We start from the raw sequence: 17,786 nt of genomic DNA on the forward strand, positions 1-17,786 counted from the left end.
AGCCCGAGAGCCCGCCGCATGAGCCGCTATTTTTCCGAAGCCAGCTTCAAGTTCCTGCGTTCGCTGGCGCGTCACAACAACCGCGAATGGTTCCATGCCCACAAGCCCGATTTCGAGAGCCATGTGCGCGAACCCTTCCTGCGCCTGCTGACCGACCTGCAGCCGGTCCTGGCCGAAGTCAGCCCGCATTACCGCTCCGAGCCCAAGAACGTCGGCGGCTCCTTGTTCCGCATCCAGCGCGACACCCGTTTCGCCAACGACAAGGCGCCGTACAAGACCCACCAGGGCGCGCGCCTGTTCCACGAGCGCGGCCGCCAGATCGAAGCGCCGTCGTTCTACATCCACCTGGAAGGCGGCAACTGCTTCATCGCCTCCGGCGTGTGGCACCCGCAGCCCGACTCGCTGCGCAAGATCCGTCACTTCGTGCTCGACAACCCGGGCAGTTGGAAGGCCGCTGCGCACGACGCGAAGTTCCGCAAGCGCTACGACCTCGACGACAGCGAAATGCTGACCCGCGCCCCGCGCGGTTTTCCCGCCGACTTCGAATTCGCCGACGACCTGAGGCGCAAAAATTTCGTCGCCCTGCGGGCCATCGACGACGAGACCATGACCGGGCCGCGGTTGTTGAAGACCTTGGAGAAGGATCTGGCCGGGTTGGCGCCGTTCACCGATTACCTGTGCGCGGCGTTGGATCTGGAGTTCTGAGCCTCAAATCCGATCGTCAGTCGCCGTTGCCGTTGCCGTTGCCGTTGCCGTTGCCGTTGCCGTTGCCGAGATTTTGATCTGCTTTGCCGCTTTACCGGTCAAGTGGAGACCCGGAGGGCGCCGCACAGGACGTGCGGCGTTTTTCGATAGGACAAGGATGTCCTATCGAAAAATCCCGGCGCCGGCATCGCACTCGTGGCCTGTGCCCTTGCAAGGAGAGCCCTTTTCTTTGGTTACCTTTCTTTTGGGCTTAGCAAAAGAAAGTAACCCGGCCGCGTTAGCGGACGGAAGCTCTGCACTTGCTTATGGCTTTCATACAAGCAAGATCAAACGATAAAAGCTTCCGCCACTAAAGCGGCGGGTAACTTTCTTTTGTCTAAAGCAACAAAAGAAAGTAACCAAAGAAAAATGCTTTTGTTTTGAATCACAGGCCCGCACGAGCGGTGCCTCCGCAGGGCTTTTTCATACGGGACATCCTTGTCCCGATGAAAAACGGCCCGCATCCATGCGGGCCGCCCTCCGGGTCTTCCTCTGCCCTCGCGAGTGCAATGCGACGCACAGCAACGGCAACAGCAATGGCAAAACCTTCAGCGCCACTGCTCTTGGGTAGGAGCGGCGCAAGCCGCGACCGAAGAAACTGCGATCACTCGAACGCTCACCGGCCTCCAGAACCGGCCCACCGGTCCGCCGCCGCTTTGCCCCTCATCGCCCCGCCTGGCCTAGCAAAAAACCTCTCGAAATCGCGCCCCGCGGCAACCGAATCCCGCACCGCTTCCGGTATCGTGAGCGGCATCCGCCGCGCCTCGCCGAGCCTCACGTGTCCACCGCCGAATTCCGCCGCTACGCCCTGTTCTACCTCGGCTACTTCGGCATGCTCGGCGCCTATACGCCCTACATCGGACGTTGGGTCAGCGCCAACGGTCACGGCGGTTATGCGGTCGGGGCGATGCTGGCGCTGTGGTACGGCGGGCGCATCCTGGCGCCGCCGACCTGGGCGCGGCAGGTGGCGCGCAGCCGGGCGCCGGGGCATTGGCTGGTCGCCGGTTGCCTGCTGGCGCTGGCCATGTTCGCCGGCTTCGCCCGCTTCGACGGCGGCGTGATGTTGTTCGTGGTGATGGGCGCGTTCGCGCTGTTCTTCAACGCGGTCATGCCGCAGTTCGAGGCGATGACCCTGAACGCGCTGGGCACGCGCAATCACGACTACGGCAAGATCCGGATGTGGGGCTCGGTCGGCTTCCTGATCGTCGCGGCGAGCTACGGCTGGTTGCTCGACCGGCTCGGCAACGATGCTTTCGTCTGGCTGAGCCTGCCGTGGCTGGTGTTGACCGCCGCCGCGGCCTGGCTGCACCGCGCCGATCCGCCCTCGCCGGCGCCGCTCGAAGGCACGCCGCGCGAACGCCTGTGGCGGCGACCGGGCACGCGCCGGCTGCTCGGCACGGTCTTGCTGGTGCAGCTGAGCTTCGGCCCCTTCTACGTGTTCTACACCCTGCAACTGCAGGCGCACGGCCACGACGGTTTCGCGGTCGGCCTGCTGTGGGCGATCGGGGTGGTCTGCGAGATCCTGATGTTCTGGCAGGCGCCGCGGCTGGTGCAGCGCTTCGGTGCGCATCGCCTGATCGCCGCCTGCATCTTCGCAACCGCGCTGCGCTGGGTCATGGTGGCCTGGTTCGCCGATTCCTTCGCCTGGATGGCGCTGGCCCAGACCGGCCACTCCTTGAGCTTCGCCGCTTTCCACGCCGGCTGCATGCGGCGCATGGCCGAGTTGTTCCCGGCGCGCCGCGACATGGCCTCGGCGCAGGGCATGCTGTCCGGCTTCAGCGGCGGCATCGGCGGCGTGCTCGGCGCCGGCATGGCCGCATTGGCCTGGCAGCACGGCGGTGGCACGGCGGCGTTCATGGCCGGCTCGGTCTGCTCGGTAGCCGCACTGGCGCTGCATTTGGCCGCGCAACGCTACGCCCGCGATCCACGTCCGGCCGAGACCGCCTGAGCGGCGCGCCCATCCCGTTCACGGAGAGGGTCGGGATGAGGGCTCATGAGGTTTGCCACCTCTCGGAGAAGCAGTTAGTTCCAGCCCGCTCCCGGTCTCTTAAGCCAAGGTAAGGCCAGGGCCGTTACTCTGGCGGTCCGTCACCCGGATCGCCGCGATGAAGAAATGGATAGCTCTGTTGGTCCTGGCCCTGGTCCTGTTGCTCGGCTATGTCGCCGCCGGGCCCTTCCTCACCGTCAACGCCATCCGCAGCGCGGTCAAGGAGCGCAACGCCGGCGAGCTCAGCAAGCATGTCGACTTCGCCGCGCTGCGCCTGAGCCTGAAGGCGCAGGTCGACGACTACATCGTCCGTCGCGCCGGCCCGGAGGCGCAGTCGAGCCTGTTCGGCGCGCTCGGCCTGAGCCTGGCCAGCGGCGTCGCCGGCACCGCGGTCGATGCGATCGCCACCCCGGTCGGCATCGGCGCGGTGCTCGAAGGCCGCAATCTGCTGCGGCGCCTAGATCCTTCGGCGCCGCGCCGCGACGCCTATGCGCAGGTGCCGCCGGCGGAACCGCTCAAGCACCCGAGCTATCGCTTCGAATCGCCGTCGCGCTTCACCGCTACGGTCAACAACGCCGACGGCGATCCGGTCGTGTTCGTGCTGACCCGCGACGGCCTGAAGTGGCGGGTCACCGACGTGCGCCTGCCTCTGGAAAAGATGCTGCCCTGAACCAGGACGCCGGCGGCGATAACCTTCAATGGGCGGGCCGCAGCGAGTTGGACGGCGCCTCCCGAGGGAGGCGTTGCGAGGCGCTTTCGGCAGCCCCAGGGCAGGAGCGGCGTCCTACTGGATTTCCTTCGGTCACAAGCCACGACCGCGCTGCGATGGTCTTGCGGCGCCTCTTTCAAGCAAGATCAACATCAAACGCCAAGAGCTTCCGCCACTAAAGCGGCGGGTTACTTTCTTTTGTCAAAAGCAACAAAAGAAAGCTAACCAAAGAAAAATGCTTTCTTTTGAATCACAGGCCCGCACGAGCGGTGCATGCGCAGGGCTCTACATACGGGACATCCCTGTCCCGATGAAAAACGGCGCGCATCCCTGCGCGCCGCCCTGCGGGTCTTCGATTGCCTTCGCGAGTGCCAGGCGACGCACAGCAACGGCAACGGCAACGGCAACGCTGCTCTTGGGTAGGAGCGGCGCGAGCCGCGACCGCGTTCGTTCAGCCTCTATCGTCGGCCGGGACAAGCACCTTTCTCGGCCGCGACGCCGTTGCAGTTGCCGTGTTTTTACCTTGCTTCGGCTTTTCGCCTTGCCGCCAAATGAAGACCCGGAGGGCGGCGCACAGGACGTGCGCCGTTTTTCGATAGGACAAGGATGTCCTATCGAAAAATCCCGGCGACAGCACCGCACTCGTGGCCTGTGCCCTTGCAAGGAGAGCCCTTTTCTTTGGTTACCTTTGACCGAAGGGAATCCAGACGGACTTTTGGGCTTAGCAAAAGAAAGTAACCCGGCCGCGGCAGCGGACGGAAGCTCTGCTCTTGCTTATGGCTTCCTGAGAATTAGGATCGGACCAAACGCTTAAAGCTTCCGCCAGTGAAGCGGCGGGTTACTTTCTTTTGTCATAAGCAACAAAAGCAAAGCAACCAAATAAGTTTCTTATTTTGAATCACAGGCCCGCACAAGCGATGCCGACGCAGGGCTCTACATACGGGACATCCCTGTCCCGACGAAAAACGGCGCGGATCCTTGCGCACCGCCCTCCGGGTCTTCTATGGCCTTCGCTAGTGCGAGGCGACGCACAGCCACGGCAGAAGCAAAATCGTTACGGCAACGGCAGTTTTGACAGCGCCGTGCCGTTGTCATTGCTGCGATGGGCTTGCGCGGGGCATGGCGCTTGCACGAATCGAGCCAGAAACCCGGGTATTTCTGGCACGTTTGATGCCGGGATTATTTTCACCCGCGGCTAACGGCGCTGGGAGCAGCGTCCGATCGGACGCGTCTCGCGTCCGCCCGCAATGCGGGAACGATTCACGAGGACGACGACATGAAACGCATCGCTGCGTTTGCGATGGTCGCGTTGCTTCCGCTTGTTTCAGCGCAGGCCGAACACCGCGAGTTCCGCGCAGTCCTGGAAGGCAGCCAGGAAGTTCCGCTGGTCTCCACCGGCGCCAGCGGCGGGTTCCGCGCCCGCATCGGCGACGGCGGCGCGATCCACTACCAGCTTTCGTATTCCGGTCTGGAAGGCGACGTCACCCAAGCGCATATCCACGTGGGCCAGCGCAGTGTCAACGGCGGCATCGCCGTGTGGCTGTGCTCGAACCTGGCCAGCCCGCCGACGCCTGCGGGCGTGCAACCGTGTCCGCCGCCGCCGGCGACCATCCAGGGCGTGATCATGGCCGCCGACGTGGTCGGCCCGAGCGGCCAAGGCATCGCCGCCGGCGAGTTCGAGGAATTGCTGCGCGCGCTGCGCGGCGGCAACGCCTATGCGAACGTGCACACCAGCAAATTCCCGGGCGGCGAGGTGCGCAGCCAACTGGGTCATCGCCACAACGGCCACGACGATTGAGCGAGAGGTTCCAGCCTGGGCGCTTGCGCTGAGCTTCTCGGGCCAACCAGGAACGTTTAGCGGTTAGCAACTCCGTGCGGCACGTGCCCCGCGGCGACGTGGTCGCGCGCCGACAGGATGTTGTGCTCGGAGTCGTCGAAGAAGATGTCGGCGCCGAAGGCTTCCAGGAACGGCCCCTTCGGTCGGCCGCCGAGGAACAGCGCCTCGTCGAGACGGATGCCCCACTCGCGCAGGGTACGGATCACCCGCTCGTGCGCCGGCACCGAGCGCGCGGTGACCAGGGCGGTGCGGATCGGTGCGTCCTGCCCGACCGGGAAGGCCTTCTGCAAGCGATGCAGGGCGTCGAGGAAGCCGCGGAACGGGCCGCCGGAGAGCGGTTCGCCGGCGTGGCTGCGCTCGTGCTCGGCGAACGCGGCCAGGCCGCCCTCGCGCGAGACCCGCTCGCCCTCGTCGTCGAAGATCACCGCGTCGCCGTCGAAGGCGATACGCAACTGGTCCGGGCGCAGATGCGGCGCCAACCGCGACGGCGGAATCGCCGGCAACAAGGTCGCCGCGGCGACACCGGCGGCGAGCGCGGCGCTGACGTCTTCGGCATTGGCCGAGAGGAACAGATCGGCGCCGAACGGACGGATGTAGGGAAACGGCGGTGCGCCGTTGCTGAACGCCGCACGCTTGATCGACAGGCCGTGATGGGCGATCGAATTGAAGATGCGCAGGCCGCTGTCGGCGGAGTTGCGCGAGATCAGGATGACCTCGACCCGCGGCGCCTCCGGCGGCGCGCCTTGGTTGAGCGCCAGCAATTTGCGCACCAGCGGGAAGGCGACGCCGGGACGCAGAAAATCGTCCTCGTGCTCGCGCTGGAAGTCGGCGTAGGCGTCGATGCCCTCACGCTCGAACAGCGTATGGCTCTCTTCCATGTCGAACAGGGTGCGCGAGGAAATCGCGACGATCAACGGGTCGGCATCACGGTCAGGCATGCCGTCATTGTGCCCTGTCGCGCGCCACGCAGATAGGACGGACTGCCCCATGTCGGGCCCCGCCGGTCGGCGTGGCGGTAACCGTGCGCGCTGTTGCTTACCACTGCGTATGGCTAAGCCCGCTTCGATGCCGTTTGAAGTTTGCTTCACAGGCGCTCGCGAGACTGGCCCTCCTTCACACGCAGTCCTCGCCATGAACCTCCGATTCCCGCATTTGCGCCGGTTGGCCCTGGGCCTGCTGCTGGCGTGCTCCGGCACCGGCATCGCCCAGGCCGCCGACAAGGTCCTGATCGTGGTCAGCAGCGAAGGCCGCGACCAGGGCAAGACCCGGCCCGGCTATGAGATGGACGAGTTCGCCCAGGCTTATCTGATCTTCCGCGACAACGGCCTGGCGGTGGACGTCGCCAGTCCGCGCGGCGGCGCCGCCGAGGCCGACAAGTACGACCCGAAGCTCGCCTTCAATGCGCGCCTGCTCGAAGAAGGCCACGGCCTGAACCAGTTGAACACGACCCTGGTCACCGCGACGCTGCGCGCCGGGGACTACGCCGCGGTCTACGTGGTCGGCGGCAAGGGCGCGATGTTCGATCTGCCGGACGACCCGGCACTGAAGAAACTGCTCGCCGAAGTGTACGAGCGCGGCGGCGTGGTCGCCGCGGTCTGCCACGGCCCGGCCGCCTTGGTCGACGTGCGTCTCGACGACGGCTCCTATCTGGTCTCCGGCCGCGCCTTGACCGGTTTCAGCAACGAGGAAGAAGCGATCTTCGGCAAGCGCTGGGTCAGGCAGTTCCGCTTCCAGCTCGAAGACGCCCTGCGCGAACGCGGCGCACGCTGGCAGGAAGCGCCCTTGATGATGCCGGGGCTGGCCGTCGACGGCCGCTTGATCACCGGCCAGAACCCCTACTCCACCCCGGCCGTCGCCGAAGCCATCGTCGCCGCGCTCGGGCGCACGCCGGTCGCGCGCACGCCCTGGCGCGACGAACGCAGCCTGGCCCTGGTCGAGCGTTTGCTCGCCGGCGAGCGCGAGGCCGCGCACAAAGCGCTCGCCGACGAGCCGGACGCCTACCACGTGCAGTTGATCGGGTTGATCGGTTATTACCAGTTGCAGGCGCATCCCGAGCCGGCCCGCACCCGCGCCGCCCTGGCGATCATGCAACTGGCCGCGCCGTACATGCCCGAACCGCAATTGCGCCTGGGTATCGCCGAAGCGCATTGGCGGCTCGGCGACGAGACCCTGGCACGGGCGATGATCGGCGAGGTGCTGGTCAGTCACCCGGACATGGCCGATGCTAAGCGCCTTCTCGAACGGATCGACGGCTGAGCGCTGATGCACGACCGCTTGCGCATCCTCGTGATCGAAGACCACCTGGCCCTGCGCACGGCCATGGCGGCGATGTTCGAATCGCACGGCCATGCCGTCGATTTCGCCGCCGACGGCCGCAACGGCCTGCAACTGGCATTGAACGATCCGCCCGACGTGTTGGTGCTCGACCTGACCCTGCCCGGCCTCGACGGCTTGCGTGTGTGCGCGGAACTGCGCGCACGCGCCGACCGTCACATCCCCATTCTGATGCTGACCGCACGCGACGGCCTCGACGACAAATTGCGCGGTTTCGAGGCCGGCGCCGACGACTATCTGGTGAAACCCTTCGCCGGCGAAGAATTGCTCGCGCGCTGCCTGGCCCTGTCGCGCCGGCATCGCGCGGGCGAGCCGCACGACCTGCGCATCGGCAGCTTGAGCATCGACCGCCGCAGCGGCGAAGTGCGGCGCCAAGGGCGCGTCCTGGAACTGCAGCACACTCCCTTGCGGATCCTGACCATCCTCGCCGAGGCCTGGCCGCGCACCCTGACCCGCAGCGAGTTGATCCAGCGCCTGTGGGGCGACGTGCCGCCGCAATCGGATCCGCTGCGTTCGCACCTGTATCTGTTGCGGCAGGCGCTGGACAAGCCGTTCGCACAGCCGATGCTGCGCACCGTGCACGGCGTCGGCTTCAAGCTCGAAAGCGACGAGGACGCCATACCGTGAGCGGCCCGGCGAAAGCACCGAAGCGGCGCCTGCGCAATCGCCTGATGCTCGCCTTCGCCGGCTTCGCCCTGTCGGTCGCGGCCTTGTTCGGGCTGTATGCGGTGGCCTTCATGTACGCGACCGAAGACGCCTTCTTCGAGTCGATGCTCGAACAGGAAGCCGCGGCGCAGTTGCGCCGGCACGCGCTCGACGGCGCTTGGGCCGAGCCGCAACAAGCCTTCATGCGCGTCTACCCGGACACGCAACATTTCCCCGCCGATCTGCTCGCCGCGCGCGAGTCCGAGCCCTGGCGTTCGGAATTCGCCGGCCGCGACGGCCGCCATTACCACGTCAAGGCGCTGCAGCCGCCGGCGCCGGCGCAAGGCGCCTGGCTGGTCGCCGAGGTCAGCCGGCAACTGGTGGTGCGGCCGATGCGCGACCGCATCCTGCAATGGCTGGGCTGGTCGGCGTTGGCCGTGGTCGGCCTGGCCTTGGCGCTCGGCGCCTGGCTGGCGCGGCGCAGCACCGCGCCGCTGTCGCGCCTGGCCGCACTGGTCGACAGCATGGCGCCGAACCGCTGGCCGCAACGCATCGCCGCGGGTTTTCCCGACGACGAGGTCGGCGTGCTCGCACGCGGCCTGGATGCGATGACCGAACGCACCCAGGCCTTCATCGACCGCGAGCAGGCCTTCACCCGCGATGCCAGCCACGAACTGCGCACGCCGCTGGCGGTGATCCGCAGCACCGGCGAACGCCTGCTGGCCGAGCCTGCCCTGTCCGCGGCCGGCCGCGAGCATCTGCTGCACCTGCGCCAATCGGCTTGGCAACTCGAACAGACGGTAACGACGCTGCTGACCCTGGCGCGCGAGGCGCCCGTGGTGTTGCCCGATGCGCCGATCGCGCTGTTGCCGGTGCTGGAACAGGTGGTGATCGAACAAGCGGTCTGGCTCGACGGCAAGCCGGTCGAGGTCGAGGTCGACGTGCCCGGCGAGACGCGCATCGATCTGCCGCAGCCGGTGCTGCATATCCTGTTGTCGAATCTGATCGGCAATGCCTTCGCCCACACCGAATCCGGCACGGTCGACATCCGCATCGCCGGCGGGCGCCTGCGCGTCGCCAACCGCGGCCATCCGATCCCGGCCGAGCTGCGCGAACGCCTGCACGAGCCCTTCCGCAAACGCGAAGGCAGCGCCGGCCTCGGCCTCGGCCTGGCGATCGTGCAGCGCCTGTGCGAACGCTACCGGGTCGACCTGCGCCTCGACGAGGAGGCCGGGGCGATGGTGGTGAGCCTCGCCGTGGCGGGCGCTGCGGGTTCGCCCCAGGGCGCGCCGGGGACGGCGGAAAGCTCAGCCGTGCGCTCGGACTAGCCGCGCGACAGCGGCGCCGGCCGGCCGATTCCTGCGGTTTAGGGCCGGAATCGCCGCAGGCCTCGTTGCCGACCGCGGCGACAAGGTATCGTTCCGCACCGCCTCATCGTCCGGACGCCCGACATGTCCCCAACCGAAGTCCCTGCCCGCACCGCCACGCTCATGAACGGCGCCGCCGCGTCCCAGCTCGGCCACGCCTTGAAGTCGCGCCAGTTGGTGATGATGGGCCTGGGCAGCGCGATCGGCGCCGGCCTGTTCCTCGGTTCGGGGGTCGGCATCCGCAGCGCCGGGCCGGCGGTGTTGCTGTCGTATCTGATCGCCGGCGCGTTGGTCATCATCGTCATGCGCGCGCTCGGCGAAATGGCCGCGGCGCGGCCGACCAGCGGCGCGTTTTCGGTGTATGCCGCCGACGCCATGGGGCCGACCGCCGGCGCCACCCTCGGCTGGCTGTGGTGGGCGCAGTTAGTGATCGTGATCGCGGCCGAATCGGTCGGCGCCGCCGGCCTGCTCGCCACGGTCTGGCCGCAATTGCCGGTGGCCTTGATGTCGCTGGTGTTCATGTCGGTGTTCACCGGCGTCAACCTGCTCGGGGTGCGCAACTTCGGCGAATTCGAGTTCTGGTTCGCGATCCTCAAGGTCGCCGCGATCCTCGCCTTCATCGCCATCGGCGTGCTGCTGGTCTGCGGTCTGTTGCCCAACGTGCCCTCGCCGGGGCTGTCGAATTTCTTCGATCACGGCGGCTTCGCACCGAAGGGTTGGGCCGGCGTCGGCGCGGCCTTGCTGGTGGTGGTATTCGCCTTCGGCGGCACCGAGATCGTCGCGGTCGCCGCGGCCGAAACCCAGGACCCGGAGCGCAGCATCACCCACGCCATCCGCACCGTGGCCTGGCGCATCCTGGTGTTCTACATCGGCTCGCTCGCGGTGATCATCGCGGTGGTGCCGTGGACCAGCGAGTCGTTGAATTCGCCGTTCGCCGCGGTGCTGGAAGTCGCGCGCATCCCCGGCGCGGCGACCGCGATCACCCTGGTCGCGGTGGTCGCCCTGCTGTCGGCGCTCAACGCCAATCTCTACGGCGCCTCGCGCATGATCTATTCGCTGGCCGAACGCGGCGAAGCGCCGCGCGCGCTCGCCCACCTGAGCCGCAGCCGCGTGCCGACCGTGGCGGTGCTGGCCAGCGTGGCCTTCGGCTTCGTCGCCACCGCGCTGGAGCTGCTGTATCCCGACAAGGTGCTGCCGGCGCTGTTGAACGTGGTCGGCTCGACCTGTTTGCTGGTGTGGGCGCTGTCGCTGGTCTCGCAGCTGATCCTGCGCCGCCGCGCCGACCGCGCCGGCACGGTGCTGCCGTTCAAGATGTGGGCCTTCCCCTACGTGACCTGGGCCGGCCTGGCGATCCTCGGCCTGGTGTTCGTGTTGGCGCTGTCGATCGAAGGCCCGCGTCTGCAATTGCTGTCGACGATCGCCCTGACCTTGCTCATCGCCGCGGCCAGCGAAGTCGCACGCCGGATGCGCAGCAAAACCGCCAGTGATAATTAACGTTAATTATATTATTTAAATAACTGATATTTAAAATTATTTATCCATAACTTAAAGCGGTTTCGAGCAGGTTCGACGATCGCTCGCCTGCTGGAGCAGCGCAACAGGAAGGAGCGCCGCAAACGATGAGCGCAGGCGAACACGGCATCGACCTGGTCGGCGCCTTGCTGTGGCGCCAAGGCCGCGTGCTGTTGGGCCTGCGCGCCGCGCACAAGCGGCTGGCACCAAATTGCTGGGACATGCTCGGCGGCCACGTCGAGGTCGGCGAGACGCCCGAACAAGCCCTGTGGCGGGAGCTGCAGGAAGAAGCCGGCATCGGCCCGCCCGTGCTCGCTAGGCCCGTGCTCGCTACGCCCGACCAGCACCCCGCGGCGGCGACCAGCGTGGTCGCCGAATTCGCCTGCGACGGCCTGGTACTGCGCATCTACCGCGTCGAGGACTGGGACGGCGAACCCGAGGCGCGAGGCGACGAGCATCAAGGCCTGCGGTGGTTCGAAGCGGCGCAAGCGGCGGCCCTGCCCGAGCTGGCCGATCCGCGCCTGCGCGAGGTTCTGCTGCGGCTGGGCTGAGCCCGCTCAGCCGCTGGTGAACTGCTCGATCAGCATGCGCTCTTCGAGGTTGTGCTCGGGATCGAACAGCAAAGTGACGGTGCGGTCGCGCGACTCGCGGATCATCACTTCGACAACGTCGCGCACCTCATGCGAATCGGCGGTGGCGCTGACCGGACGCTTGTAGGGGTCGAGCACGCGGAAGCGGATCTCGGTGTCGGCCTTGAGCAAGGCGCCGCGCCAGCGCCGCGGCCGGAACGCCGCGATCGGGGTCAGCGCGATCACCGCCGACCCCAGGGGCAGGATCGGGCCGTGGGCGGAGAAGTTATAGGCCGTGCTGCCGGCCGCGGTCGCGACCAGCACGCCGTCGCAGATCAGCTCGTCGAGCCGGGTCTGGCCGTTGAGGTCGATGCGGATGTGCGCGGCCTGGCGGGTCTGGCGCAGCAACGACACCTCGTTATAGGCCAGCGAACCGAAGGTCGCGCCGGACTCGGTCTGGGCGACCATTTCCAGCGGACGCAGCACCGCCGGCTCGGCCGCCTCCAGGCGTGCGAACAGGTCCTCGCCGTTGTGCTGGTTCATCAGGAAACCGACGGTGCCGAGCTTCATCCCGTACACCGGTTTACCGAGGCCGCCGTGGCGATGCAGGGTCTGCAGCATGAAGCCGTCGCCGCCGAGCGCGACCAGGACATCGGCCGCATCCGGCTCGTGCTGGCCATGGCGTGCGATGAGATCGGCGAGCGCCCGCTGGGCCTCGTCGGTGTGACTGGCGAGGAAGGCGATGCGTTGCGTCGCGGTCATCGGCGGCTCCGGAAGGATGCCGTCAGCATAACCCGGAGGGCGTTGCGGATTCTGCACGCCGGTCGCGACGGTCCGCCAAGGAGCCGCTTCGAGGGTAGGAGCGGCGCGAGCCGCTACATCGCAGTGACGTGGCAAGACGCAAGAACGCGGTCGCGGCTCGCGCCGCTCCTGCTCCAAAGCGGAGCGCTGCGGCGATATGACAGAGCGCACAAAAAAGCCCCTCTCCCGGGCGGGAGAGGGGCTTAGTGCCAATCGTCATCGGCGCTTAGGTCAACGCTCGATCAACCGCGCGCGGCCAACTGCGACAAACGCTGCACCGCGACCGACGCGGTCGGATAGTCCAGCGACTTCTGCGCGGCCAGCTCGTTGAGCATGGCCAGGGTGAAACGCAGCGAGACGTCGTCGCGGCCGAGCCAATGGGCGATCTTGGCATCGGCGTTGGCGCCCGGCATCGACAGCACCTGGCCGACCAGGATGCGCTGCTGCGCGCCCAGCTCTTCGCGCAGCACGCCGCGTGCGACCGCGTGCCAGCGACCGTCGACGGTCAAGGCGTCGATCTGTTCCTGCAACCACGGCAGGCGCAGCGCTTCGCCGAGGCGGAAGTGGACCTTGGCCACCTCGACCGGCTTGAGCTTGCGCTCGCGCGCCAGTTCGATGATGTCGCAGCTCGGCTCCAGGTACGGCAGCGCCGCCAGTTGGGCGGCCAGCGCTTCCGGCACGCCCTTGGCCTTCCAGTCGGCGAACGCGGCATCGTGCGCCGGACGCTGGCCGTCGCCGAGGATGCCGTGGCCGGCGCGGATGTTCTTGAAGCCGTCGTGGTAGCGCTCGACCGCGGTGGTGATGTCGGGGATCGTACCCGGACGCGACAGCAGCCAACGGGTGAACGAACGCTGCAGGTTCCAGATCACCTGCAAGGCGTCGATCTGGGTCGACTCGGCGACCTTGCCGTCGAGCGCGTCGATCTGCGCCCACAAATCGCGCGCGTCGAGGGTCTCGCGGGTGATGGTGAAGGCCTTGGCGACCTCGCCCGGGGTGCGGCCGCTGTCTTCCTGCATGCGCAGCAGGAAGGTCGCGCCCATCCGGTTGATGGTCGAGTTGGTCACCGCGGTGGCGATGATCTCGCGCTTCAGGCGGTGGTTCTCCATCGCCTTGGCGTACTTGGTCTGCAGCGGCTGCGGGAAGTAACGCACCAGTTCCTTCGACAGGTACGGGTCTTCCGGCACGTCCGAGTCGAGCATCTGCTGGAACGCGACCAGCTTGGAGTACGACAGCAGCACCGACAGTTCCGGACGGGTCAGGCCCTGGCCGCGCGCCTTGCGCTCGGAGATCTCGGCGTCCGACGGCAGAAACTCGATCTGGCGATCGAGCAGGCCCTGCGCTTCGAGGGTGCGGATGAAGTGCTGCTTGGAGCCCAGGCGGGTCTGGCTCATCCGCTCCATCAGGCTGATCGCCTGGTTCTGGCGGTAGTTGTCGTTGAGCACCAACTCGGCGACCTCGTCGGTCATCGAGGCGAGCAGCTTGTTGCGGTCCGGCAGGGTCAGCTTCTTCGCCTGCACCTGGCCGTTGAGCAGGATCTTGATGTTGACCTCGTGGTCCGAGGTGTCCACGCCGGCCGAGTTGTCGATGAAGTCGGTATTGAGCAGCACGCCGTGCTGAGCCGCTTCGATACGGCCGAGCTGGGTCAGGCCGAGGTTGCCGCCCTCGCCCACCACCTTGCAGCGCAGGTCGCGGCCGTCGACGCGCAGACCGTTGTTGGCGCGGTCGCCGACGTCGCTGTTGGTCTCGCCGCTGAACTTGACGTAGGTGCCGATGCCGCCGTTCCACAGCAGATCGACGGGCGACTTCAGGATCGCGCTCATCAGCTCGACCGGGCTCATCGCGGCGATGCCGGCGTCGATGCCGAGCGCGGTCTTGATCTCCGGCGACAGCGGGATCGACTTGGCCGAACGCGGGTACACGCCGCCGCCCTTGCCGATCAGCTTCTTGTCGTAGTCGTCCCAGCTCGAGCGCGGCAGCTTGAACATGCGCTCGCGTTCCTTGAACGTCTTCGCCGCGTCCGGGTTCGGGTCGAGGAAGATGTGGCGGTGGTCGAACGCGGCGATCAGGCGGATGTGCTCGGACAGCAGCATGCCGTTGCCGAACACGTCGCCGGACATGTCGCCGATGCCGACCGCGGTGAAATCCTGGGTCTGGCTGTCGCGGCCCATCGCCCGGAAGTGGCGCTTGACCGACTCCCACGCGCCCTTGGCGGTGATGCCCATGCCCTTGTGGTCGTAACCGACCGAACCGCCCGAGGCGAAGGCGTCGTCGAGCCAGAATTTGTGCTCGGCGGCGATGCCGTTGGCGATGTCGGAGAAGGTCGCGGTGCCCTTGTCGGCGGCGACCACCAGATACGGATCGTCCTGATCGTGACGCACCACGTCGCGCGGCGCGACGATCTTGCCGTCGACGATGTTGTCGGTGATGTCGAGCAGGCCGTTGATGAACATCTTGTAGCAGGCGATGCCTTCGGCGAGCACGGCGTCGCGGTCGCCGCCGGCCGGCGGACGCTTGGCGAAGAAGCCGCCCTTCGAACCGACCGGCACGATCACGGTGTTCTTGACCATCTGCGCCTTGACCAGGCCCAGCACTTCGGTGCGGAAGTCTTCGCGACGATCCGACCAGCGCAGGCCGCCGCGGGCGACCGGGCCGAAACGCAGATGCACGCCTTCCACGCGCGGGCCGTAGACGAAGATTTCGCGGTACGGGCGCGGCTTGGGCAGGTCCGGCACCTGCGCCGAATCGAACTTGTAGCTGACGTAGCCGCGATCGGCGCCGTCGGCGGCGCGCTGGTAGTAGCTGGTGCGCAGGGTCGCGTTGATCACGCCGATGAAGCTGCGCAGGATGCGGTCTTCGTCGAGGCTGGAAACGCGGTCGAGCAGCGCCTTGATCGCATCGACCGTGGCCTTGGCCTGCTCGTCGCGCTTGCCGTTGCGCGCGTCGATGACCGGCTTGACCGCGGCCATGACCGCGGCGTCGCCGCCCGACAGGGCCTGCAACTGCTGGACCAGCAGGTCCTGGCCGGCCTTGATCTCGGCCTTGCTCTCCTTGCCGGTGCAGGGATCGAAGCGGGCCTCGAACAATTCCACCAGCAGGCGCGCGAGCAGCGGATAACGCGAGAAGGTTTCCTCGACGTAGCTCTGCGAGAACGGCACGCCGACCTGCAGCAGGTACTTGCAGTAGGCGCGCAGCATCGCGACCTGGCGCCAGGACAGGTTGGCGGTGAGGATCAGGCGGTTGAAGCCGTCGTTCTCGGCGTTGCCGCGCCAGATCTGCGCGAACGCGTCCTCGAAGTTCTCGTCGAGGCTGTCGATGTCGATATCGTTGTTGGCGGTCTCGACCTCGAAGTCCTGGATGTAGACCGGCTGCTCGTCGACGCGCAGGCGGTAGGGGTGCTCGGAGATCACCCGCAGGCCCATGTTCTCCATCATCGGCAGCGCGTCCGACAGCGGAATGTCGTCGAGCTGGCGGTAGAACTTGAAGCGCAGGCCGCCCTCGCCCTGGCGGGTGCGGCACAGGCTCAGGCGCAGATCGTCCGGACCGGTCAGCGCGGCCAGGTGGGCGATGTCCTGCGCGGCGACGCCGGCCGAGACTTCTTCGATATAGCCCGCCGGCAAGGCGCGGCCGTAGCGGTTGGCCAGGGCCAGGCCCTGCTGCTCGCCGTGGCGCTGAACCAGCGCGTCGCGCAGTTCGTCCTGGCGGTTACGCACGATTTCGGTCAGTTCGGCTTCGATCGCGACGTGGTCGATCTGGATCGCTTCGCCCGACTTCGGCCGCACGATCACGTGCATCTGCGCCAGCGGCGATTCGCCGATGTGCACGGTGGTGTCGATGTATTCGCCGTGCAGGCGGCGCTTGAGCATCGCCTCCACGCGCAGGCGCACGTCGGTGTTGAAGCGGTCGCGCGGGATGTAGACCAGGCCCGAGAAGAAGCGGCCGTAGCGGTCGCGGCGCAGGAACATCTTGCTGCGCACGCGCTCCTGCAGGCCGAGGATGCCCGAGGTGGTCTTGAACAGTTCCTCTTCGCTCGACTGGAACAGCTCGTCGCGCGGCAGGGTTTCCAGGACGTGGCGCAGGGCCTTGCCGCTGTGGCTGTCCGGGGCCAGGCCCGACTGCTCCATCACATAGGCATGGCGCTGACGCACCAGCGGGATGTCCCATGGGCGGCGGTTGTAGGCGCTGGAGGTATACAGGCCGAGGAAGCGCTTCTCGGCGACCGGACGGCCCTGGGCGTCGAAGCTCAGCACGCCGATGTAGTCCATGTAGCCCGGACGATGCACGGTCGAGCGCGCATTGGTCTTGGTCAGGATCAGCGCATCGACCGAACCCGACTGCGGGATGTAGTGCGCGGCCAGCGAGGTCAGCGGACGCGGCTTGCCGGCGTCCTTGCCGCGCAGCAGGCCCAGGCCGCTGCCCTTGATGGCGCTGAGCACGTCCTGGCCGTCGTGCTTGATCACCTCGTACTCGCGGTAACCGAGGAAGGTGAAGTGATTCTCGGCGGCCCAGTGCAGGAAGGCCTGCGCCTCGCGCTTGCCGTCTTCGTTGACCGGCATGCGCTCGCCGATCATGCCGTCGGCGACCTCATTCATCTTGTCGCGCATCTGCGACCAGTCGCGGACGATCGCGCGCACGTCGGCGAGCACGGTTTCCAGCGCCTTCTTGACCGCGGCCATCGACTCATTGGTCAGGCGGTCGATTTCCAGGTGCATCAACGACTCGGGCACGCCCTGCCCGACCGAGACCAGCTTGCCGGCCTTGTCGCGCAGGAAGGTCACCACCGGATGGCCGAGCACGTGCACGCCGATGCCCTGGTCGGCCAGCGCCATGGTCACCGAATCGACCAGGAACGGCATGTCGTCGTTGGCGATCTGCAGCACGGTGTGCGCCGATTCCCAGCCGTGCGTCTTCAGGGTCGGGTTGAACAGGCGCACCAGCGCCGAACCCGGCTTGCGGTCGCGCGCGTAGTCGAGGAAGTCGGTCGCCAGCGCGGCCCAGCCGTCGGCCTGGTGCTGCGGCAGCTCGTCCAGGCTCATGCGCTTGTAGAACGCCTTGGCGAACGCCTCGGCCTCCGCGTGGCGCGCCTTCGGCAGGCGCTTGCGCATCGCGGCGACGATCGGCTCCAGCGAGACGCTGGCGCTCTGCGCCTCGACCTGCGCAACGCTCTTGGCGGCGGGCTTGGCGGCGACCGACTTGGCCGTGGCGCTCTTCGCGGCAGCGGGCTTAGTCGTAGCAGGCTTGCTTGCGGCAGGCTTCGCGGCGACGGTCTTGGCGGCGGGCTTGC

At 67.2% G+C, this 17,786-nt stretch carries 12 protein-coding genes; 9 read left to right on the forward strand and 3 right to left on the reverse strand.

Annotated elements, in window-relative coordinates; all coding sequences use genetic code 11:
- The first annotated feature begins 18 nt into the window (after nucleotides 1-18).
- The 4 genes from LC490_RS17900 (at nucleotide 19) to LC490_RS17915 (ending at nucleotide 5,238) form a co-directional block, all read left to right on the forward strand.
- The gene (locus tag LC490_RS17900; protein ID WP_031373402.1) at nucleotides 19-705 is read left to right on the forward strand and encodes a DUF2461 domain-containing protein; all 687 of its coding nucleotides are present in this window, start codon (nucleotides 19-21) and stop codon (nucleotides 703-705) included.
- 817 nt (nucleotides 706-1,522) lie between these two features.
- On the forward strand, nucleotides 1,523-2,692 hold the full coding sequence (locus LC490_RS17905; protein WP_223621072.1) for an MFS transporter: 1,170 nt from the start codon (nucleotides 1,523-1,525) through the stop codon (nucleotides 2,690-2,692).
- 157 nt (nucleotides 2,693-2,849) lie between these two features.
- Nucleotides 2,850-3,401, forward strand: a complete 552-nt coding sequence (locus LC490_RS17910; RefSeq protein WP_031374264.1) for a DUF2939 domain-containing protein — start codon at nucleotides 2,850-2,852, stop codon at nucleotides 3,399-3,401.
- Nucleotides 3,402-4,716: 1,315 nt separating this feature from the next.
- On the forward strand, nucleotides 4,717-5,238 hold the full coding sequence (locus LC490_RS17915; RefSeq protein WP_031372347.1) for a CHRD domain-containing protein: 522 nt from the start codon (nucleotides 4,717-4,719) through the stop codon (nucleotides 5,236-5,238).
- A 56-nt stretch (nucleotides 5,239-5,294) separates the two neighbouring features.
- On the opposite strand, the gene LC490_RS17920 is transcribed toward LC490_RS17915, so the two are convergent.
- The gene (locus LC490_RS17920; protein WP_031372348.1) at nucleotides 5,295-6,215 is read right to left on the reverse strand and encodes a 5'-nucleotidase; all 921 of its coding nucleotides are present in this window, start codon (nucleotides 6,213-6,215) and stop codon (nucleotides 5,295-5,297) included.
- Nucleotides 6,216-6,408: 193 nt separating this feature from the next.
- Between LC490_RS17920 and LC490_RS17925 the strand changes: the two genes are divergently transcribed.
- The 5 genes from LC490_RS17925 to LC490_RS17945 all read left to right on the forward strand — a co-directional run bounded on the left by LC490_RS17925 (nucleotide 6,409) and on the right by LC490_RS17945 (nucleotide 11,686).
- Complete coding sequence (locus LC490_RS17925) at nucleotides 6,409-7,533, forward strand: type 1 glutamine amidotransferase domain-containing protein (protein ID WP_031372349.1); 1,125 nt, start codon at nucleotides 6,409-6,411, stop codon at nucleotides 7,531-7,533.
- 6 nt (nucleotides 7,534-7,539) lie between these two features.
- On the forward strand, nucleotides 7,540-8,238 hold the full coding sequence (locus LC490_RS17930; protein ID WP_223621073.1) for a response regulator transcription factor: 699 nt from the start codon (nucleotides 7,540-7,542) through the stop codon (nucleotides 8,236-8,238).
- The gene (locus LC490_RS17935) at nucleotides 8,235-9,584 is read left to right on the forward strand and encodes a HAMP domain-containing sensor histidine kinase (protein WP_051885059.1); all 1,350 of its coding nucleotides are present in this window, start codon (nucleotides 8,235-8,237) and stop codon (nucleotides 9,582-9,584) included. The genes LC490_RS17930 and LC490_RS17935 overlap by 4 nt, the downstream gene beginning before the upstream one ends.
- A 162-nt stretch (nucleotides 9,585-9,746) precedes the next feature.
- Nucleotides 9,747-11,117 (forward strand): amino acid permease, encoded by a 1,371-nt coding sequence (locus LC490_RS17940; protein WP_223621133.1) that lies wholly within the window; start codon nucleotides 9,747-9,749, stop codon nucleotides 11,115-11,117.
- Between the two features lie 125 nt (nucleotides 11,118-11,242).
- Nucleotides 11,243-11,686: an NUDIX domain-containing protein gene (locus LC490_RS17945; protein ID WP_223621074.1), complete on the forward strand. Its 444-nt coding sequence runs from the start codon at nucleotides 11,243-11,245 to the stop codon at nucleotides 11,684-11,686.
- A 6-nt stretch (nucleotides 11,687-11,692) separates the two neighbouring features.
- Here LC490_RS17945 and LC490_RS17950 read toward each other — a convergent pair whose 3' ends face one another.
- Nucleotides 11,693-12,466 (reverse strand): NAD kinase, encoded by a 774-nt coding sequence (locus LC490_RS17950; RefSeq protein WP_223621075.1) that lies wholly within the window; start codon nucleotides 12,464-12,466, stop codon nucleotides 11,693-11,695.
- Nucleotides 12,467-12,747: 281 nt separating this feature from the next.
- Nucleotides 12,748-17,607, reverse strand: a complete 4,860-nt coding sequence (locus LC490_RS17955) for an NAD-glutamate dehydrogenase domain-containing protein (RefSeq protein ID WP_343223024.1) — start codon at nucleotides 17,605-17,607, stop codon at nucleotides 12,748-12,750.
- Nucleotides 17,608-17,786: the final 179 nt, after the last annotated feature.

The sequence above is a fragment of the Lysobacter sp. ESA13C genome (assembly GCF_019970005.1).
Classification (GTDB): Bacteria; Pseudomonadota; Gammaproteobacteria; order Xanthomonadales; family Xanthomonadaceae; genus Lysobacter; species Lysobacter antibioticus_B.